This window comes from Pseudomonas sp. TMW22080 (genome assembly GCF_022496745.1).
GTDB classification, from domain to species: Bacteria; Pseudomonadota; Gammaproteobacteria; order Pseudomonadales; family Pseudomonadaceae; genus Aquipseudomonas; species Aquipseudomonas bubulae.
On record NZ_SCFF01000004.1, the window covers coordinates 554,781 to 572,969 of the forward strand.

At 57.8% G+C, this 18,189-nt stretch carries 17 protein-coding genes; 8 read left to right on the forward strand and 9 right to left on the reverse strand.

Annotated features, from left to right (window positions below):
• Nucleotides 1-85: 85 nt before the first annotated feature.
• Nucleotides 86-1,642: a PLP-dependent aminotransferase family protein gene (locus tag EQV96_RS16820; protein ID WP_095020582.1), complete on the forward strand. Its 1,557-nt coding sequence runs from the start codon at nucleotides 86-88 to the stop codon at nucleotides 1,640-1,642.
• A 102-nt stretch (nucleotides 1,643-1,744) separates the two neighbouring features.
• Here EQV96_RS16820 and EQV96_RS16825 read toward each other — a convergent pair whose 3' ends face one another.
• The 5 genes from EQV96_RS16825 to aspA all read right to left on the reverse strand — a co-directional run bounded on the left by EQV96_RS16825 (nucleotide 1,745) and on the right by aspA (nucleotide 8,493).
• Complete coding sequence (locus EQV96_RS16825) at nucleotides 1,745-2,776, reverse strand: histone deacetylase family protein (protein ID WP_095020581.1); 1,032 nt, start codon at nucleotides 2,774-2,776, stop codon at nucleotides 1,745-1,747.
• 140 nt (nucleotides 2,777-2,916) lie between these two features.
• Entirely contained in the window at nucleotides 2,917-3,909 is a 993-nt protein-coding gene (locus EQV96_RS16830; protein ID WP_094999536.1) for an AraC family transcriptional regulator, read from the reverse strand.
• 180 nt (nucleotides 3,910-4,089) lie between these two features.
• Nucleotides 4,090-5,094, reverse strand: a complete 1,005-nt coding sequence (locus EQV96_RS16835) for an asparaginase (RefSeq protein WP_094999535.1) — start codon at nucleotides 5,092-5,094, stop codon at nucleotides 4,090-4,092.
• Between the two features lie 56 nt (nucleotides 5,095-5,150).
• Nucleotides 5,151-6,572, reverse strand: coding sequence for an alanine/glycine:cation symporter family protein (locus EQV96_RS16840; protein ID WP_094999534.1), 1,422 nt, complete (start codon nucleotides 6,570-6,572; stop codon nucleotides 5,151-5,153).
• 496 nt (nucleotides 6,573-7,068) lie between these two features.
• Nucleotides 7,069-8,493, reverse strand: a complete 1,425-nt coding sequence (gene aspA / locus EQV96_RS16845; RefSeq protein ID WP_094999533.1) for an aspartate ammonia-lyase — start codon at nucleotides 8,491-8,493, stop codon at nucleotides 7,069-7,071.
• A 180-nt stretch (nucleotides 8,494-8,673) separates the two neighbouring features.
• Here aspA and EQV96_RS16850 point away from each other — a divergent pair, with 180 nt between their 5' ends.
• Nucleotides 8,674-9,579 (forward strand): LysR substrate-binding domain-containing protein, encoded by a 906-nt coding sequence (locus tag EQV96_RS16850; RefSeq protein ID WP_095017945.1) that lies wholly within the window; start codon nucleotides 8,674-8,676, stop codon nucleotides 9,577-9,579.
• A gap of 21 nt (nucleotides 9,580-9,600) precedes the next feature.
• Here EQV96_RS16850 and EQV96_RS16855 read toward each other — a convergent pair whose 3' ends face one another.
• Together EQV96_RS16855 and EQV96_RS16860 are read right to left on the reverse strand one after the other, a co-directional pair.
• Nucleotides 9,601-10,197: a hypothetical protein gene (locus tag EQV96_RS16855; RefSeq protein WP_095031580.1), complete on the reverse strand. Its 597-nt coding sequence runs from the start codon at nucleotides 10,195-10,197 to the stop codon at nucleotides 9,601-9,603.
• A gap of 52 nt (nucleotides 10,198-10,249) precedes the next feature.
• Nucleotides 10,250-10,804: a hypothetical protein gene (locus EQV96_RS16860; RefSeq protein ID WP_095031581.1), complete on the reverse strand. Its 555-nt coding sequence runs from the start codon at nucleotides 10,802-10,804 to the stop codon at nucleotides 10,250-10,252.
• 415 nt (nucleotides 10,805-11,219) lie between these two features.
• On the opposite strand from EQV96_RS16860, the gene purE reads away from it, so the two are divergent.
• From purE to EQV96_RS16880, 4 genes are all read left to right on the forward strand, one after another.
• Nucleotides 11,220-11,711, forward strand: coding sequence for a 5-(carboxyamino)imidazole ribonucleotide mutase (gene purE, locus EQV96_RS16865; RefSeq protein ID WP_016782937.1), 492 nt, complete (start codon nucleotides 11,220-11,222; stop codon nucleotides 11,709-11,711).
• Nucleotides 11,712-11,722: 11 nt separating this feature from the next.
• Complete coding sequence (locus tag EQV96_RS16870; protein ID WP_094999530.1) at nucleotides 11,723-12,808, forward strand: 5-(carboxyamino)imidazole ribonucleotide synthase; 1,086 nt, start codon at nucleotides 11,723-11,725, stop codon at nucleotides 12,806-12,808.
• 106 nt (nucleotides 12,809-12,914) lie between these two features.
• A complete protein-coding gene (locus EQV96_RS16875) occupies nucleotides 12,915-13,163 on the forward strand; it encodes a GlsB/YeaQ/YmgE family stress response membrane protein (protein ID WP_016782939.1) in 249 nt (82 codons plus the stop codon).
• A gap of 81 nt (nucleotides 13,164-13,244) precedes the next feature.
• Nucleotides 13,245-13,781, forward strand: coding sequence for a DUF3299 domain-containing protein (locus EQV96_RS16880; protein WP_094999529.1), 537 nt, complete (start codon nucleotides 13,245-13,247; stop codon nucleotides 13,779-13,781).
• Between the two features lie 54 nt (nucleotides 13,782-13,835).
• On the opposite strand, the gene EQV96_RS16885 is transcribed toward EQV96_RS16880, so the two are convergent.
• On the reverse strand, nucleotides 13,836-14,735 hold the full coding sequence (locus tag EQV96_RS16885; RefSeq protein WP_095021421.1) for a D-hexose-6-phosphate mutarotase: 900 nt from the start codon (nucleotides 14,733-14,735) through the stop codon (nucleotides 13,836-13,838).
• A 22-nt stretch (nucleotides 14,736-14,757) separates the two neighbouring features.
• Nucleotides 14,758-15,159 carry an acyl-CoA thioesterase gene (locus EQV96_RS16890; protein ID WP_003438129.1) on the reverse strand — a complete coding sequence of 134 codons (402 nt, stop codon included), beginning with the start codon at nucleotides 15,157-15,159 and terminating at the stop codon, nucleotides 14,758-14,760.
• Nucleotides 15,160-15,532: 373 nt separating this feature from the next.
• Between EQV96_RS16890 and EQV96_RS16895 the strand changes: the two genes are divergently transcribed.
• Nucleotides 15,533-16,822, forward strand: a complete 1,290-nt coding sequence (locus EQV96_RS16895) for an MFS transporter (protein ID WP_094999527.1) — start codon at nucleotides 15,533-15,535, stop codon at nucleotides 16,820-16,822.
• Nucleotides 16,823-16,988: 166 nt separating this feature from the next.
• Nucleotides 16,989-17,975 carry a phosphate ABC transporter substrate-binding protein PstS gene (locus tag EQV96_RS16900; RefSeq protein ID WP_094999526.1) on the forward strand — a complete coding sequence of 329 codons (987 nt, stop codon included), beginning with the start codon at nucleotides 16,989-16,991 and terminating at the stop codon, nucleotides 17,973-17,975.
• Nucleotides 17,976-18,189: the final 214 nt, after the last annotated feature.

The window sequence follows — 18,189 nt, forward strand, 5'->3', positions numbered from 1 at the left end:
ATTATCCTTGGCGATTGGCTTTATCCTAGGCAGGCTATTGGTTGGTTGTAAGAGCCATTAATGGTCAATTTCATAGGTCCAATCCATGAAGGATTCAGTTCTTTCCATCGCCTTCAACCCCGCCGGGATCGAGCTTGATCCCAAAAAGGGTCTGAGCCGCCAGCTGTATCTGGCATTGCGCCAACGTGTGCTGGATGGTCGTTTGAATGGCGGCTCGCGCTTGCCCGCCAGCCGTGACATGGCCGGTGCCTTGGGGATTTCCCGCAATAGTGTGATGCGGGCCTATGACCAGTTGTATGCCGAAGGATTTATTGAGGGGAGAGTTGGGGACGGTACCTATGTGGCCAAATTGCCAGAAAAAGCCCTGCCGCTAAAAAAGTTGTCCACCAACTTATCCACAGGCTTTTCAACAGGCTTATCCCCAGGGTTATCCACAAAACAGCCTGAAATACCTGTAATTACATCCAGTAAAGTTATCCACAGCACGGCTCTGAGCAGGGTTGCAACCCATGCATTGGACCTGCCACCCAGTGGTGTTCCCCGCGCATTTCGGGTGGGTGTTCCGGCGTTCGACTTATTCCCTTTCGAGGTATGGAGCAAGCTGCAGGCGGCTTTTTGGCGTAAGCCGGAGTTGCAGCACCTGTGCTACGGCGATCCTGCAGGTGATGAGCGTCTGCGTGCATTGATTGCGGCTTATTTGCGTACTTCACGAGGTTTATCGTGTACGGCTGAGCAAATTTTGATCACCAGTGGCGCGCAGCAAGGAATTAGCCTTTGTGCACAGCTGCTGGTGGAGCCGGGCGAAGGGGTGGCTGTGGAAAACCCCGGCTATCGCGCAGCTGCCTATGCCTTTGCGATTGCCGGGGCGAATGTGCAGGGCGTGGCGGTGGATCAGGACGGTATGGACTGTTCGGCGCTGGCGCATTTGAGCAACTGCCGGCTGGCCTATGTCACGCCCTCCCATCAATACCCCAGCGGGGTCACCATGAGCCTGGCCCGGCGCCTGGAACTGCTGGCCTGGGCCGAGCGTACAGAGGGCTGGATTGTCGAAGACGACTACGATGGCGAGTACCGCTATAGCGGTGCGCCGCTGGCCCCGCTGGCAGCACTGGACCGCAGCGGGCGGGTGATTTATGTCGGTACCTTCGGCAAGGTGGCGTTTCCGGCGTTGCGCCTGGGGTATCTGGTGCTGCCCAAGGGGCTGATCGAGCCGTTTGCCCGCCGGCGCTCGCTGGATATGCGCCATTCGGAGGTCGGCACTCAGGCGGTGATGGCCGAGTTTATGGCGGCGGGGCATTTTCAGCGGCATATACGGCGGATGCGTCGCGCGGCTTTGAGTCGCCGTGATGTGTTGCTGGCCAACTGGCCACAGGGGTTGGCGGAGGTTGGGGCCATGCCGGGTATCGCGGCGGGCTTGCATGTGGCGGTGCCGGTGGCGAGTTTGGCGCGTGAGCAGCAACTGCTGGCGCAGGCCCGGGCAGTGGACGTGGAGATCAACGGGCTGAGCAGTTATTGGTTGCAGGATTCGAGTGAGCCTGTGGATAACCGCGCGGGATTGGTGCTGGGGTTTGCAGCGGTACCCGAAGTGGAGATCAAAGCGGCGCTGGAGCGCCTGGGCAAGGTGTGGAATGGCAGCCGTTGAACCTGTGGGAGCGGGCTTGCTCGCGAGGGGGGCACCGCATTAATTCAGACAGACCGCACCGGCTGAATTGCGAGCAAGCCCGCTCCCACAGGAAGGGCTTGATCATTGTGCGCTTTCAAACCCCTCCAGCACATTCACCGCATTCACGCCGATTTCCTCTACGGCGTAACCACCTTCCATCACAAATAGTGTCGGTTTGCCCAGCCGCGCAATACGCTCACCCATGCGCAGGTAGTCCGGGCTGTCGAGTTTGAATTGGGAGATTGGATCGTTCTTGAATGTATCCACACCCAGAGAAACCACGATTACGCCAGCGTCATAGCGCTCGATTTCAGCGCAGGCCAATTCCAGCGCCGCGCTCCAGCGATCCCAGGCCGAACCCGCAGCCAGCGGGTAGTTGAAGTTAAAGCCTTCCCCGGGCCCTTCGCCCAGTTCATCTTCATACCCTAAAAAGAACGGAAACTCGGCCTCAGGATGGCCGTGAATCGAGGTAAACAGCACGTCGTTACGTTCATAGAAAATCGACTGCGTACCATTACCGTGATGGTAATCAACGTCGAGGATAGCCACCTTGCTGTGGCCTTGATCGAGAAAGGCCTGGGCTGCTATGGCGGCGTTATTCAGGTAGCAGTAACCGCCCATCAAGTCGCTGGCGGCGTGATGCCCCGGTGGCCGGCAAAGTGCGAAAGCACTGTGGGCGCCGTTTTGAATTTCGGCTTGGGCAGTCAGGGCTACTTGCGCTGCACTGTAAGCCGCTTGCCATGTGCCCGCAGTAATCGGCGCTCCGCCGTCGAAGCTGTAATACCCAAGCTGGCCATGCAGGCTGGTGGGCAGAACGGCACGTAAAGTACGGGCAGGCCAGGTATAAGGCAGCAAGTCACCGTCGCGGCCATGTTGGGCCCAGCGGTCCCAGGCACCCTGGAAAAAGTCCAGGTAGGCCGCACTGTGAATCCGCTCGATAGGCCCGCGGCCGAAGTCTTGCGGGGCGCTCACTGGGCCGAGTTCACGGGTTTGTACACGTTGCAAAATATGGTCGGCCCGTGATGGCATTTCAAAGCAGGGCAACAGTTGCCCGTCCATCAACTCACAACGGCCATGATGCAGGTGGTGATCGTCCGAATAGATCGTCAGCATTGTCTTGTTCTCCCAGGGCATGAGCGGTTGGCTACAGTCTTGCGGCGCCGGGGGTTTGAGAGAACGGCAGGAGCGGCCAAAAGGAGATGTATGTGGCCAAAATGGTTGACCGTAATTGGCCCCTGCCCATCCCCTCTGAATCAGGCCCGGAACTGGCTGGGTGCAACCCCGCTCCAGCGCACGAAGGCATGGCGGAAGCTCGCGGTTTCACTGAAACCCAGGGTCTCGGCAATCTTGTAAATGGGCCATTCGGTTTCGTTGAGCAGCAGCTTGGCGCGCTCAAAACGCAGGTCATCGAGCAGCGTCTGGTAGCTGCAACCCATATCGTGCAAGTGGCGGCGCAGGGTGCGCGGCGAGCAGTTCATGTGCTCGGCCAGCCCTTCGAGGCCGGGGGCTGCATGCAGTTGTGCGGCCAGCAACTGGCGGATGCGTTCCAGCCAGGTTTGTCTCCCGGTGAACTCCAGATTCTGTTTGCGGCAACGCTCGGCCATCGCTTGATGGGTCACCGCATCGGCCAGTGGCAAAGGCTGGTCGAGCCATCGCTTGGCGAAGGCGAAAGCATTGCTGTCGGCATCGAACTGACGCGGGCAATCGAAGCTTTGCCCGTAGCTGGCGTGGTAGTCGGGTGCGCTGTGGATAAAGCGTGCACCCAATAGCGGCAGCGATTGGCCTAGCAAGTCTTCGCATATAACCTTGAGCGAAACCAGGCATAGCTCGGTATTGAACACCGCCATTTGCGGGCTCTCGGCATAGCCATTGGCACAGAACCGGACCTGTTCGCCCTCGACCTCCAGGCTCAGCTCAAAAAGTGTTCCCAGCAGCGCCGGGTAGCGTAAAGCTAGACGCAATGCGTCACCTAAGGTGGCACTGGTGAGTAGGGCGTAACCGAGTATGCCGTAGGACGACACATGCATGCGTCGCCCTAGTTCAAGGCCGATTTCGCGGCGCAGAGCCACGGCATTGGCGCACACGCGCATTTCCTGATTGGTGGTGATGCGAGTGTCTGCACGGCTCAGGTCCGCCGCCCGAATGCCGCTGCCGGCCAGCAGCATCTCGCTGGGCAAGCCTTCTGCGTTGAAGGTGCTGAGCACCAGGGATACGGCGTTGAGCGTTGTGAGATGGGAGTGGAGCATGCTCGTTTCCTGCCTGGGAGGTGCAGGAAGCGAGCAAGTTGTGTGCCGGGGGATGTACACCGAACCTGTAGCCGCTGCCGCAGGCTGCGATAAGGGCCGCAGGACCTTCAATCAAGGCGGGTCTGGTGCACAGTCCATCACAGCCTGCTAGAGCGGCTACATAGGCCGGGTTATGGGCTTTTAGGCCAGCTCCCCGCACACATCCAGTTCGATCAGGCGGCGCACCTCGGCCAGCGGCAGGTCAGCGCCAAGCAAGGCATGCAGTTTGCCGAACACGGCCTCGCGGGTCATTCCGCCACCTGACAGCACACCCGCCTCACGCAAGCGGCTGCCAGCTTCGTACACGTCCAGTTCTACACCGCCTTCATGGCATTGGGTAATGGCCACGATCACAATGCCATTTTCCTGTGCCCGTTGCAGACTGGCGAGAAAGTCCGGGTTGTCGCCAGGGCCGGTGCCACTGCCGAAACACTCCAGTACCAGGGCTTCGATCCCGCTGTTGAGCAAGGCATCGAGCTGGGCGGCGCCAATCCCTGGCACCAGTGGCAGCACGCCTACGCTGGCCTGGTGTTTGGGGTAGCTGTAGGCCAGTTCTGCCGGGAGGGTGCTGGCCCTGGTCCCGCCGCCGTTGCGTGTCAGCGTCACAAACGGGTTACGGCCAAAGCTGCGCACTTTGGCGCAGCGAGTTGGAGCCATCAGCTTGCCGTGGAAGTACAACTGCACGCCGTTAGGCTGGCCCTGGCCCAGCGCCTGCAAGGCACCGCTGATGTTTTCCCAGGCATCGCTGTCAGGTACGCCCGCTGGCAGCATGGAGCCGGTGAAGAGTACCGGTGCAGGCAAGCCCAGCAGTTGAAAGCACATCGCCGCAGCGCTGTAGGCCAGCGTGTCAGTGCCATGTAGGACCAGTACAGCATCGCAGCCATCCTGCTCGACCGCTTCGATGATCGCGCTGCGCAGGCGTAGCCAGTAGGCAGGCGTCATGTTGGCGCTGTCGATCAGCGGGCTCATTTCGCGAAAGGCCCATTGCGGTACTTGCAGCTGCGGTTGGCTGGCCAGGTGCTCGCGCATGCGTGCCTCAAAACCCGAGGCTGGTGCCAGACCGCTGGCGCTGGCCTGCATGCCGATGGTGCCGCCGGTGTAGAGCACCATGACGTGTTGGCAGGTGTGATGAGTGGCTGCGGTCATTATTGAGTCTCCATAAGCAAAAACGCGGCGGTTCTGGAGAACCGCCGCGTCAAGTATCAGCGTTTTGTTTCGTCGACCTGGGCGGCCGGCTTTGGCGGCCAGGCCTTTAGATCGAGATCCAGATCCGGGAATTTACTGGAATCGAAGACAGGTGTCTTGATCCCCGCGCGGCGCTGGTCATCGTAGTCCTTGAGCACGCGCATGCAGATCTTGAACAGCATCGCCAGCGCAACCAGGTTAACGAAGGCGAGCATGGTCATGGCAATGTCGGCGAAAGCGAAAACCGTTTGCAGGTTTTCGATCGACCCCCAAAAGATCAGCACCAGTACCAGTGCGCGATAACCCATCAGTGCTTTGCGGCTCTCTCCAACCAAAAAGCGCAGGTTGTTCTCGCCCAGGTAGTAGTTGTAGAGCATCGAGGTGAATACGAACAGCGCCAGGGCCACGCTGATAAAGACACGACCCCATTCGCCGACCACGGCTGCCAGGGAGTTCTGGGTCAGGGCAATGCCGTCGCCTTCAAAACCTGGGGTGTAGAAGCCCGACAACAGAATCAGCAAAGCCGTACAGGTGCAGATCACAAAGGTGTCGAGGAATACGCTGAATGCCTGCACCACGCCTTGGGCGATCGGGTGCTCAACATCGGCCACGGCAGCCACGTTCGGGGCGCTGCCCAGACCGGCTTCGTTGGCGAAGACGCCACGTTTGACGCCCATCACGATTGCGCTGCCGATCAGGCCACCGAACACAGGGTCCAGGCCGAAGGCGCTCTTGACGATATGGCCCAGCATGGCGGGTACGTGGTCGAACTGCAGTACGATCACATACAGGGTGACCGCAATATAGGCCAGGGTCTTGACCGGTACCAGCAGGTCGGCCACCGAAGCGATACGCTTGATCCCGCCGATAAACACCAGGCCCAGCAGGATGGCGATAGCCAGCCCCGAGTAGTTGACCTTGAAGCCGAAGGCGTCTTGCAGCGAGTGGGTCACGGCATGGGCTTGCAGGCCCATGAAGGCAAAACCGAAGGTGATCAGCAACAGCACGGCCATCAGTTTGCCCATCCACACTTTGCCCAGGCCGTACTTCATATAGAAGGACGGGCCGCCGCGCAGTTGGCCTTCCGAATCACGACGCTTGTACAGCTGGCCCAGGGAGCATTCGATCAGGCTGCTGGACATGCCGACCAGGGCGGTCACCCACATCCAGAACACGGCACCGGGGCCACCCAGGGTAACGGCAATACCGACGCCGGCAATGTTGCCCGCGCCGACACGGCCGGCCAGGCTCAGCATCAATGCCTGAAATGAGCTCAGCTCACCGGCGCTGCTGCGCAGGCTGTCCTTGAAAACCGAAAACATGTGCAGAAAGTAACGAAACTGAACGAAACGCGAGCGGATCGTGAAGTAGCCACCGAGCCCGACCATGAGCACGATTAGCACTTTCCCTGAGAGGAAGTCATTGATGACTTCAAGCATGGATTATTCCTCGCTGTTTTTATCTGATGGCAACACGGCCGGATCGAAATATCGCGTTACACCTGCTTGAGCAAGGCATAAACGTAGGCGATCAGTGTGACCCTGGCCATGTTGCTGCTTGGTTTACGATGCTGTTTCCGTGCTGACGATGGCCGCTGGTGCTGGGGCCGGGCACAGGAAGAGGGGCGGCACTATACCTAGGAGCGCAGGAAGCGTCTGCATAAGTGACTGAATTTTCATGTGTGAGTTGTCCGATATGGCTTTGTTTATTGTCAAATTGCCCTCACCCCAGCCCTCTCCCTGAGGGTCAAAGGGCTCGATTTGTGGCGTTAATCTGATCTGCTTTTGCCTTTAGTCTTCTCTCCCTCTGGGAGAGGGGGGAGGGGTTTCAAAATCCCAGGGCCAAAAAAAAGGGCCTGCAGACGTATCTGCAAGCCCTCAAAAGGTGAGAGGTGTCTAGTCCCTCGACCTGGTGAGCGTTGAGCGTGTTACAGCATCAGGCCTTGAGTGGCACCAGACGCGGAGCAATCATGTTTTCCGGGCGCAGGATGTCGTCGAGCATGGCGTCGTCGAGCAAGCCTTCTTCGCGCACCAGTTCCAGTACGCCGCGGCCGCTTTCAAGAGCGATACGGGCGATACGGGTGGCGTTTTCATAACCGATGTACGGGTTAAGTGCAGTCACCAGACCAATCGAGTGCTCGACCAGTTCACGGCAGCGCGCTTCGTTGGCCGTGATGCCGGTGATGCAGTGTTCGCGCAGCATGTCCATGGCGCGTTGCAGCAGACGAATCGAGTCGAAGATCTTGAACGCGATCAGCGGCTCCATAACGTTCAGTTGCAGCTGGCCACCTTCGGCAGCGATGGTCAGGGCCAGGTCGTTACCGATGATCTGGAATGCCACTTGGTTCACGGCTTCCGGGATAACCGGGTTGACCTTGCCTGGCATGATCGAACTGCCTGGCTGACGTGCTGGCAGGTTGATTTCGTTGATGCCGGTACGTGGGCCGCTGGACAGCAGGCGCAAGTCGTTGCAGATCTTCGACAGCTTGACCGCGGTACGCTTGAGCATGCCGGAGAACAGTACGAAGGCGCCCATGTCGGAGGTGGCTTCGATCAGGTCGGCCGCCGGTACCAGCGGGTGACCGCTGATGGTGGCCAGGCGGTTCACGGCCAGCATCTGGTAACGCGGGTCGGCGTTGATGCCGGTACCGATGGCGGTGCCACCCAGGTTCACTTCAGTCAGCAGCTCTGGTGCCAGGGTTTTCAGGCGAGCCAGGTCTTCACTCAATGTAGTGGCGAAAGCGCGGAACTCTTGACCCAGGGTCATTGGCACGGCGTCTTGCAGCTGGGTACGGCCCATTTTCAGGACGTGGCTGAACTCGGCGCCTTTGGCTGCAAACGACTGGATCAGGCTGTCGAGGCTGGCCAGCAGCGCGTCGTGACCCAACAACAAGCCCAGACGAATGGCCGTCGGGTAGGCGTCGTTGGTCGACTGCGCCATGTTGACGTCGTTGTTCGGGTGCAGGTATTGGTATTCGCCTTTCTGATGGCCCATGGCCTCCAGCGCGATGTTGGCGATCACTTCGTTGGCATTCATGTTGGTTGAAGTGCCAGCGCCGCCTTGAATCATGTCCACCACGAACTCTTCGTGGAAATCGCCGCGGATCAGACGTGCACACGCTTCGCTGATGGCAGCGTGCTTGGCGTCGCTCAGATGACCCAACTCGCGGTTGGCGTCAGCAGCGGCTTGTTTAACCATGGCCAGGCCCACAACCAGCTTCGGGTAATGCGAGATCGGAACGCCGGAGAGACGGAAGTTGTTCACCGCTCGCAGGGTCTGGATGCCGTAATACGCTTGAGCGGGTACTTCGAGTACGCCAAGCAGGTCTTTTTCGGTACGGAAAGATGCAGCGGAGGACATGATAGAAATCATCTCGATATGAACCCGGTCTGGGCCGGAACGCTGCGAATCCTAGGCCTGCAGACTATTTTGGGCCAATGCCTTTAAACACTAACCTATGCATAAACGGCATAATAGCGACGTGACGCGGCAGGCGCGTCGAGCGTGTGACCCATTTTGGTGCGCGTCCGGGAGGACTCGATGAATCTCGAAAGTAAATGGTTAGAGGACTTCAGTGCCCTGGCTGCTACCCGCAGTTTTTCCCAGGCAGCAGAGCGCCGTTTCGTCACTCAGCCGGCCTTTAGTCGGCGAATTCGCAGCCTTGAAGCGGCGCTTGGGCTGACCTTGGTGAATCGTTCCCGCACCCCGGTGGAGTTGACTGCGGCCGGTCAGCTGTTTTTGGTTACCGCACGTACGGTCGTCGAACAGTTGGGTGAGGTGCTGCGTCACCTTCATCACCTCGAAGGCGGGCAGGGTGAGGTCATGCAAGTGGCTGCCGCTCACTCCCTGGCCCTGGGTTTTTTCCCGCGCTGGATCGCCCAGTTGCGCAATGAAGGGCTGAACATCGCGACACGACTGGTTGCGACTAACGTCGGAGACGCGGTGCATGCTTTGCGCGAAGGTGGCTGCGATTTGATGCTGGCTTTTTACGATCCGGATGCGGCCTTGCAGATGGATCCTGAAATTTTCCCGTCCTTGCACCTGGGTAATACCGAAATGCTCCCGGTATGTGCTGCCGATGCCGACGGCAAGCCGCTTTTCGATCTGGAAGGCGATGTCAGCGTGCCATTGCTGGCCTATAGCGCTGGCGCATTTTTGGGCCGCTCGGTGAATTTGCTGCTACGCCAGCGCAGCCTGCGCTTTACCACTATTTATGAGACCGCGATGGCCGACAGCCTTAAAAGCATGGCGCTCGAAGGGTTGGGCATCGCCTGGGTGCCGCATTTGAGCGTGCGTGCCGAGCTGGCGCGGGGCGAGCTGGTGGTGTGCGGTGGCCCGCAATGGCATGTGCCGCTGGAGATTCGCCTGTACCGGTGTGCCCTGGTACGCAAGGCCAACGTACGGTTGTTGTGGCGCAAGCTGGAAAGTGGAACTCAACCGGAGTGAATGGGTTTTTTGTTACGGGTTTTAAGGGGCTTTTTTTAGGTGCTGCTTTATGTTGGCGTAATTTTCACTGCTAAAGCTGAAGATAGAGCAAGCACCCTCCTCGCGGCCCGTTGCCATAAAGGTTGCACAGTGAGAAGGATCATTACGTTCGGGCTCACGATACAAGGCAACATCCTCATGGGTAGCGCCGAGGCAGTGCCCTATTTCATGGGCCACCACCGTTCGTCCAAGTGTTGTGGCGATTGCGATGTTGGCCTCTGGAATAGCCAGGCCCTCCACCCCCAACGAGGGCATGAGGAGTCCATCAATCAGGATCAGGTATAAATCGGCAGGTTTTCCGGCCCGCCGATGTTCAGCCATGTATGCAGCAAAGACGGCTTTAATGGCCGTGCTCAGCGCTTCAATAACTGGATCAATATCCAGACGGTTATCTGAGAAGGACAGGTAGTCAAAATTTGTGATGTCGGGAATATTCCGCAGAAATACAACGTTAACCGAACGGCCAGTCATCTTTGATAGCTGGGGCGTAAAAATATCGAAAAATAAATATTTTAGGTGGCGATCGTTTTTCTGAAGAACAGTGTCATGAACAAATGTATATATATTGATCGGTCGCATTTTTAGCCCTTCATTCAGGTGATGACTGACAAGTCTGTTAGAGACTCCGGTCTTAGGGGGCATCACTTAAGAACGCTCTTATGTTATCTCTGTTTTCCGGCGTGAAACGGTAACAATTACTTCGAAAAGTTGAAGCGTTGGGAAACATGAACGTTTCACACACGCTTCCCCATGGATTGTGGCCGAGTGCTGCATTGTTGTGGGATGCATTGAAACTGTGGCCTACTTCATGGGCGATCACTTGATAGTGTTTAAGGCTGGCAATGACGGCGGGTTGTCCGGGGTAAGCGCAGCCCAGGGTGGTTTCGTTGAGCGGGGAGTGCGTAACCAGAATGTAGCGTTCGGTTTTACCCCACTTTAGCCCGTGTTGGTTTTTGTATCGGATGGCCGCCAATTCCCATCGATGAAGAACATCGTCTATGGACTGACTTTTATAGTTGAAGTCAGTCATGCCCTGCACGTTACGTATGTCCTTGAATATAAAAGATCGTTTTGTAATTGCCGTGATTTCGTCGGTAAACTCTTTGAAGTATGCACGCCCCAATGTGTTGATGGCGCGGTGCGGGACATCGTTGTGGATAAAAATATAAAGTGTGATCGGTTGCATGGGAAATATCCTTTTAATAAGGAGCCTGCAATCCTTGCAGGACTGTTTACGTTTTTGCTGTTACCGGTTTGAATTTAAGTGAAGACGTTAATTCCAGGCTTCGCCGTGGCTGGAATTCGTCGAGTTATGTCGTTTCTATCTCTGTGCGATGTAGGCGTGGCACCCGATGATCAGAGGCCGTAGCCGAGGAGGAGTGCGTTGACCTGCAGGTCAATAAAACCGGGGGATTCAGGATTATCCGATGTGCATGACAGATGGTCGTCAAAGGTGCTTTCAAGGCACATGTTTGGGGTATACTGCGCGGCCTTCGGCTGGCTTGACCGGCCTTAATTCCTATAACAAGCCACGTCGGATCCTCCACGTGGCTTGTTGTTTTTTGACGCGCCTGCGGGCGCCCAAGAGAAGAGGCGCGACGATGAGTGCACTGGTAGGCGTGATCATGGGCTCCAAGTCCGATTGGTCCACCCTCAGCCACACCGCCGATATGCTGGAAAAACTCGGCATTCCTTACGAAGTGAAAGTGGTCTCTGCCCACCGCACTCCGGATCTGCTGTTCCAGTATGCCGAAGAGGCCGAAGGCCGCGGGATCGAGGTCATCATCGCGGGTGCCGGTGGCGCAGCCCACCTGCCAGGCATGTGTGCAGCCAAAACCCATTTGCCAGTACTCGGTGTACCGGTCCAGTCGGCCATGCTGTCGGGCGTAGACTCGCTGCTGTCGATCGTGCAAATGCCGGCGGGCATCCCGGTTGCAACCCTGGCCATCGGCAAAGCGGGCGCGATCAACGCTGCCCTGTTGTCGGCGAGCATCCTGGGCGCCAAGCATCCGCAGTTCCATACCGTTTTGAAAGCATTCCGTGCTGAACAGACAGACAGCGTGCTGGACAATCCAGACCCGCGCGTAGCCTGAGGTTTCTGACGATGAAAATCGGTGTAATCGGTGGCGGTCAATTGGGCCGCATGCTGGCTCTGGCGGGCACTCCGCTGGGGATGAACTTCGCTTTCCTGGATCCGGCTCCTGATGCCTGTGCCGCCTCGCTGGGTGAACACCTGCGTGCGGACTACAGCGACCCGGACCATTTGCGCCAGTTGGCTGACGAAGTCGACCTGGTGACGTTCGAGTTCGAAAGCGTTCCCGCTGAAACCGTGGCTTTCCTGTCGCAATTCGTCCCGGTATACCCGAGCGCCGAAGCGTTGCGCATTGCCCGCGATCGCTGGTTCGAAAAGAGCATGTTCAAGGATCTGGGCATTCCGACGCCGGCATTTGCCGACATCCAGTCCCAGGCTGATCTGGACGCAGCAGTGGCCACCATTGGCCTGCCTGCCGTGCTCAAGACCCGCACCCTGGGTTATGACGGCAAGGGCCAGAAAGTGCTGCGCACCCCTGCCGATGTCGTGGATACGTTTGCTGAACTGGGCAGTGTGGCGTGCCTGCTGGAAGGGTTTGTGCCGTTCACCGGCGAAGTGTCGCTGATTGCCGTACGCGGCCGTGATGGCGAAACGAAGTTCTACCCATTGGTACACAACACTCACGACAGCGGCATTCTCAAGCTGTCGGTTGCCAGTACCGATCACCCGTTGCAAGCCCTGGCTGAAGACTACTCCAGCCGTGTGCTCAAGCAGCTGGATTACGTTGGGGTGATGGCATTCGAATTCTTTGAAGTCGACGGTGGCCTCAAGGCCAACGAAATCGCCCCGCGTGTCCATAACTCCGGGCATTGGACCACCGAAGGTGCCGAGTGCAGCCAGTTCGAAAACCACTTGCGCGCCATCGCCGGCCTGCCGCTGGGTTCGACAGCCAAAGTGGGTGAAAGCGCCATGCTCAACTTCATCGGCAGCGTGCCGCCGGTTGAGAAGGTGATTGCGATTGCTGATTGCCATCTGCATCACTATGGCAAGGCGTTCAAGGTCGGCCGCAAAGTCGGTCACGCCAACCTGCGCTGCGCTGACATGGCGACGTTGCAAGCGCAAATCCTCAAGGTTGAAGCCCTGATCGACGAAGCGTAAATCGCTTTGTACGGAACCATTGGGTTGTCGCTGCTCTCTGATGGCGTGATGCCAAAGTGCTGACTAGGCTTTGGTTGTAACGCCATTTAATTTTGAGGGAGCGTCCATGGGCATCATCGGAACCATTTTTATCGGCTTGATCGTTGGCCTGCTGGCTCGTTTCCTGAAACCGGGTGACGACAGCATGGGCTGGATCATGACCATCCTGCTGGGTATCGGCGGTTCGCTGGCGGCTACCTATGGTGGTCAGGCGATTGGTATCTACAAGGCAGGCGAGGGTGCCGGCTTTATAGGTGCCGTGGTGGGTGCCGTGATCTTGCTGGTGATCTACGGCCTGGTGTCGAAAAAGTCCTGATTAAACGCTTTGGCTCTCTCTGCGCCAGCCGCAGAGAGGGTTAAACTGCGCGCGTTCAATCCTTCTTTTATCGAGCCTTGCATGCGCCGTCTTCTACTGACTTTTCTTTTGCTGGGTTCAGGCCTGGCACATGCGGCAGAGTTGCCCGAAACCGACTGGCTTGAACTGATGCCCAAGTCGGATCAAATAGCCCTTGAGCAAATGCCCGAAATTGACCATGACTCGCCCGAGGCCAATGGTACGTTTACCGACAAGGGTGGTTTGAAGCAGAGCAAGGGCCTGCCCGCGGTGATGTACTCCAGCAAGACAGTGGCCAGCATGAACGGCAAAAATATCCGTTTGGGTGGCTACCCCGTGCCTCTGGAAACAGACGCCAAGGGTCGCAGCACGCTGTTTTTCCTGGTGCCGTACCCGGGCGCCTGCATTCATGTGCCGCCTCCGCCGCCCAATCAGTTGGTGTTGGTGCGCTATCCAAAAGGCTTGAAGCTGGATGACATCTACACGCCGTTGTGGGTGATGGGCTCGCTGAAGGTCGAGAAGGTCAGCAATGACCTGGCCGATGCGGCCTATGCGCTGGATGCGAGCAAGGTGCGGGTAGTGGTTGAGGAAGACTTGTAGGGATCAGACCAATTGTGGGAGCGAGCCTGCTCGCTCCCACAGGTTTTGTTTGTATCAGGTTTTCAGGCGCTCACTGCCAATACTCACACCCAGCGTATGGCTGGCGCCCGGTGCCAATGTGATGATGTCATCCATCACATTGGCGGTTTCGATGCACAGCATGCGTTGCCAGCCATCTGCGGCCATATCGCCGAGCGTGGCGGTCTTGTCGATCCAGGGATTCCAGATTACCGCCGAGCGCGAGCCGCGGCTGGTCAGCTCGAGCGTGCGCGACCAGTCCGGGTCGACGATGCTCAACTGCTGCGGGGTATCGAGGTAGATACGATCGGTTTCGCCGCTGAAGGTCAAATCGCCCGCTTGCGCAACACGTTTCCAGTCGTCGAGTGTGTCGATGTAGGTCAGGCCGTCGACTCCTTTGACCTCAACCTTGCGCACGTCGCTGACCGCAAAGTAACTGTGCAGGGCCTGGCTGATGCTCACCGGGATGCTGCTGCGGTTATGGCTGGTGAGGCTGATATGCAGTTGGCTGTCGAGGCGGATGTTCAGGGTCAGCGCCACGTCGTGGGGCCAGCCGGGCAGGCCGCCTTCGATGTGGGGCAAGCCCAGCGCTATATGCAGCGCCTCACCGGCGTCATCGATCTCCAGCACTTCCCATTCGCGCGTACGTACCAGGCCGTGGGCCGTGGCGGGTTCATCGCTGTGGCGCATGGCCTGCACGCTTTGCGGGTTGAGTGCCAGGTTGCCAAACCAGGGCCAGCACACCGGCACGCCCGTGCGGATGCCATGGCCTTGCTTGAATTGGGCTTTTTCGTTGAGCCAGATGATCGGCGGCTCATCACCTACCTGATAACTGAGAACCTGCGCGCCCTGTTTGGCGACCAGCAGTTGGGCCTGGCCATGCTGGAAGTGCCAGCACTCCAGTTCATCCAGGGTGACTGACTCAATGTGGTGCATGGCAGGTTCTCTATTTATAGGTTTAACGACGTGGCGGAACGGAGCGGGTGCGGCCGCTGCCATCGATGGCGACAAAGACAAAGACCGCTTCGGTCACTTTACGCCATTCGCTGGACAACGGGTCGTCACTCCACACTTCAACCATCATCTGGATCGAGCTGCGGCCGATCTCAAGTGCCTGGGTGTAGAACGACAATTGTGCGCCCACGGCCACGGGTACCAGAAATGCCATACGATCAATAGCGACAGTGGCTACACGGCCACCGGCAACCTTGCTGGCCATTGCGGTACCGGCCAGGTCCATTTGGGAGACCAGCCAGCCGCCAAAAATATCGCCGAAACCATTGGTCTCGCGCGGCAGGGCGGTGATTTGCAAGGCCAGATCGCCTTGCGGAATTGGATCTTCTTGTTCGAGCTCTAGCATGCCTAAGGGCCTCTGACCCGTGATTCATCATAAGTACTGCGGGTGAAAAAGCGTCTTTAGAAAAACGATTCAGCCCGAACATACTACGTTCGTCACGTTCTTCATAAGCCGCACCAAGGGGAAACTCTGCGAAATCGGCTGAAGTGGCCAGCGGACGTTTTCGCACAGCAACCTCAGAAGTTACCAAGTGTTTCTTACAGCATGAGTATATCGGGGGACAGCCTGGCCGACGACCTCCTGATTCTGCTTTTTGGGTGCGCTGCACGTCTAGCTCTGTGCTTTTGTAAACAATTTGTTATCTTTCAAAACCTGCCCAGCCCCTGCCGGCGAAGTTGCAGCTTTTTGCCGTGCCTAATAAGAGAAGCAATACCCCATGATCACAGAGCCTTCCAGTGCTGCACCGCCTTCGCGGCCGTTAACCCGTAATGACTATAAAACCTTGTCGCTGTCTGCCTTGGGTGGTGCGCTGGAGTTTTACGATTTCATTATTTTTGTATTTTTTGCCACCGTGGTCGGGAAACTGTTCTTTCCGGCGGACATGCCCGAGTGGCTACGTCTGATGCAAACCTTCGGTATTTTCGCTGCGGGTTATCTGGCGCGTCCTTTGGGCGGCATTGTCATGGCGCACTTTGGTGATTTGCTGGGGCGCAAAAAGATGTTCACGTTGAGCATCTTCATGATGGCTGTACCGACTTTGATCATGGGCTTGCTGCCGACCTATGCGCAGATTGGCATGTGGGCACCGATTCTGTTGCTGCTGATGCGCGTGATCCAGGGCGCGGCCATTGGTGGTGAAGTGCCCGGGGCCTGGGTGTTCGTGGCCGAGCATGTGCCGCCACGGCATGTGGGCTACGCCTGCGGCACCCTGACCTGCGGGTTGACCGCGGGCATCTTGCTGGGTTCCCTGATGGCCACGGCGATCAATACGATCTATACGCCGGCTGAAGTGTCTGACTTTGCCTGGCGGATTCCATTCCTGATGGGCGGCGTGTTCGGCCTGTTCTCGGTGTACCTGCGTCGCTGGTTGCACGAGACACCGGTATTTGCCGAGTTGCAGCTGCGCAAGGCGCTGGCTGCGGAAGTCCCGCTCAAGACCGTGCTGCGCGACCATCGCGGGGCGATTGTGGTCTCGATGCTGCTGACCTGGTTACTGTCTGCCGGGATCATCGTGGTCATTCTGATGACGCCCACGGTGCTGCAAACCATTTATGGTTTTTCAGCGACCACCTCGTTGCAAGCCAATAGCCTGGCGATCGTCTTTTTGAGTTTGGGTTGCATCGCTTCGGGCGCCCTGGCTGACCGCTTTGGTGCGGGCAAGGTGTTTGTGGTGGGTTGCGCCGGGTTGCTGATCACGTCGTGGACCTTCTATCACAGCCTGCTGCAGCATCCGGACTGGCTGTTCCCGCTGTATTCCCTGAGCGGTCTGTTTGTCGGCACCATCGGTGCCGTCCCTTATGTGATGGTTAAAGCTTTTCCGCCAGTGGTGCGTTTCAGTGGCCTGTCGTTTTCCTACAACCTGGCCTACGCCATCTTTGGCGGTCTGACCCCAATGGCCGTGACCCTGTTGCTCAAGGAAAGCCCGATGGGGCCGGCGTATTACGTGGCCATTATCTGCACGATGGGCCTGGTGGTCGGTGCTTATTTGTGGAAAAAGGGCCGCTGAGACATCGCTCAGTGGCCATGACACTTCGCTAGCCTCTCCCCGAAGGCCATCATTTGTAACGAATGATGGCCTTTCATCTAATTGTCACAATCGGTTCATAGAGTAGTCACATGGCCTGCAGATACTGGCCCCCGATTCATCTAACCCCGTTTGCTAGGAGTAAGGCATGAAACTGAAGCGTGTGATGGCGGCCCTGACTTTTGTCGCCGCAGGCGTTGCAACTGCCAATGCGGTTGCCGCTGGTGTTGACCCGGCTATTCAGCCCTACGTGAAGACCACTGGTGTGTCGGGCAACCTGTCCAGCGTTGGTTCCGACACCCTGGCGAACTTGATGACCTTGTGGGCTGAGGCGTACAAAAAAGAATACCCGAACGTAAACATCCAGATTCAAGCTGCCGGTTCTTCGACCGCGCCGCCTGCGATTACTGAAGGCACCGCTAACCTGGGCCCGATGAGCCGCAAAATGAAAGACAACGAACTGGCTGCCTTCGAGCAGAAGTACGGCTACAAGCCTACCGCCATCCCGGTGGCAGTGGATGCCCTGGCCGTGTTCGTGCACAAGGACAACCCGATCAAGCACCTGACCATGGAACAGGTTGATGCAATCTTCTCTTCGACCCGCCTGTGCGGCGCCAAAGCCGACGTTAAAACCTGGGGCGACCTGGGTGTGACCGGCGACCTGGCCAACAAGCCGGTTCAACTGTTCGGTCGTAACTCGGTATCCGGCACTTACGGCTACTTCAAGGAAGAAGCCCTGTGCAAAGGCGACTACAAGCCTAACGTGAACGAACAGCCGGGCTCGGCTTCGGTTGTGCAGTCGATCAGCAGCTCGCTGAACGGCGTCGGTTACTCGGGCATCGGTTACAAAACCGCCAGCGTGAAGACCGTGCCTTTGGCTAAAAAAGGCAGCACCGAGTTTGTCGAAGACACCGAAGAAAACGCACTGAACGGCAAATACCCGCTGTCGCGTTTCCTCTACGTGTACGTGAACAAGGCGCCGAACAAGCCGCTGAACCCGCTGGAAGCCGAGTTCATCAAGCTGGTCCTGTCCAAGCAAGGTCAGGAAGTGGTCGTGAAGGATGGCTATATCCCTCTGCCAGCCAAAGTCGCTGCCAAAGCATTGGCTGACCTGGGCCTGAAAGAAGGCGCATAAGCAGACGCCATGTGGGAGCGGGCTTGCTCGCGATGCAGGCAACTTGGTACATCAGACCTATTGAGTTGACGCCATCGCGAGCGAGCCCGCTCCTGCAGGTCTGCCTCGCAACCGCTTCACCAAATTTTCCATTCCGCTGCCAGCACCGTTGGGCGGCGGATTTTTTGCGTCACTGCTTTGTCATCTTTCTGTCATACAGGACCGCTAGGGTGTG

Excerpts from the sequence above, each read along its gene's own strand:
- EQV96_RS16820 (WP_095020582.1), top strand. The coding sequence starts at position 86 with ATGAAGGATTCAGTTCTTTCCATCGCCTTCAACCCCGCCGGGATCGAG.
- EQV96_RS16825 (WP_095020581.1), bottom strand. The coding sequence starts at position 2,776 with ATGCTGACGATCTATTCGGACGATCACCACCTGCATCATGGCCGTTGT.
- EQV96_RS16830 (WP_094999536.1), bottom strand. The coding sequence starts at position 3,909 with ATGCTCCACTCCCATCTCACAACGCTCAACGCCGTATCCCTGGTGCTC.
- EQV96_RS16835 (WP_094999535.1), bottom strand. The coding sequence starts at position 5,094 with ATGACCGCAGCCACTCATCACACCTGCCAACACGTCATGGTGCTCTAC.
- EQV96_RS16840 (WP_094999534.1), bottom strand. The coding sequence starts at position 6,572 with ATGCTTGAAGTCATCAATGACTTCCTCTCAGGGAAAGTGCTAATCGTG.
- aspA (WP_094999533.1), bottom strand. The coding sequence starts at position 8,493 with ATGTCCTCCGCTGCATCTTTCCGTACCGAAAAAGACCTGCTTGGCGTA.
- EQV96_RS16850 (WP_095017945.1), top strand. The coding sequence starts at position 8,674 with ATGAATCTCGAAAGTAAATGGTTAGAGGACTTCAGTGCCCTGGCTGCT.
- EQV96_RS16855 (WP_095031580.1), bottom strand. The coding sequence starts at position 10,197 with ATGCGACCGATCAATATATATACATTTGTTCATGACACTGTTCTTCAG.
- EQV96_RS16860 (WP_095031581.1), bottom strand. The coding sequence starts at position 10,804 with ATGCAACCGATCACACTTTATATTTTTATCCACAACGATGTCCCGCAC.
- purE (WP_016782937.1), top strand. The coding sequence starts at position 11,220 with ATGAGTGCACTGGTAGGCGTGATCATGGGCTCCAAGTCCGATTGGTCC.
- EQV96_RS16870 (WP_094999530.1), top strand. The coding sequence starts at position 11,723 with ATGAAAATCGGTGTAATCGGTGGCGGTCAATTGGGCCGCATGCTGGCT.
- EQV96_RS16875 (WP_016782939.1), top strand. The coding sequence starts at position 12,915 with ATGGGCATCATCGGAACCATTTTTATCGGCTTGATCGTTGGCCTGCTG.
- EQV96_RS16880 (WP_094999529.1), top strand. The coding sequence starts at position 13,245 with ATGCGCCGTCTTCTACTGACTTTTCTTTTGCTGGGTTCAGGCCTGGCA.
- EQV96_RS16885 (WP_095021421.1), bottom strand. The coding sequence starts at position 14,735 with ATGCACCACATTGAGTCAGTCACCCTGGATGAACTGGAGTGCTGGCAC.
- EQV96_RS16890 (WP_003438129.1), bottom strand. The coding sequence starts at position 15,159 with ATGCTAGAGCTCGAACAAGAAGATCCAATTCCGCAAGGCGATCTGGCC.
- EQV96_RS16895 (WP_094999527.1), top strand. The coding sequence starts at position 15,533 with ATGATCACAGAGCCTTCCAGTGCTGCACCGCCTTCGCGGCCGTTAACC.
- EQV96_RS16900 (WP_094999526.1), top strand. The coding sequence starts at position 16,989 with ATGAAACTGAAGCGTGTGATGGCGGCCCTGACTTTTGTCGCCGCAGGC.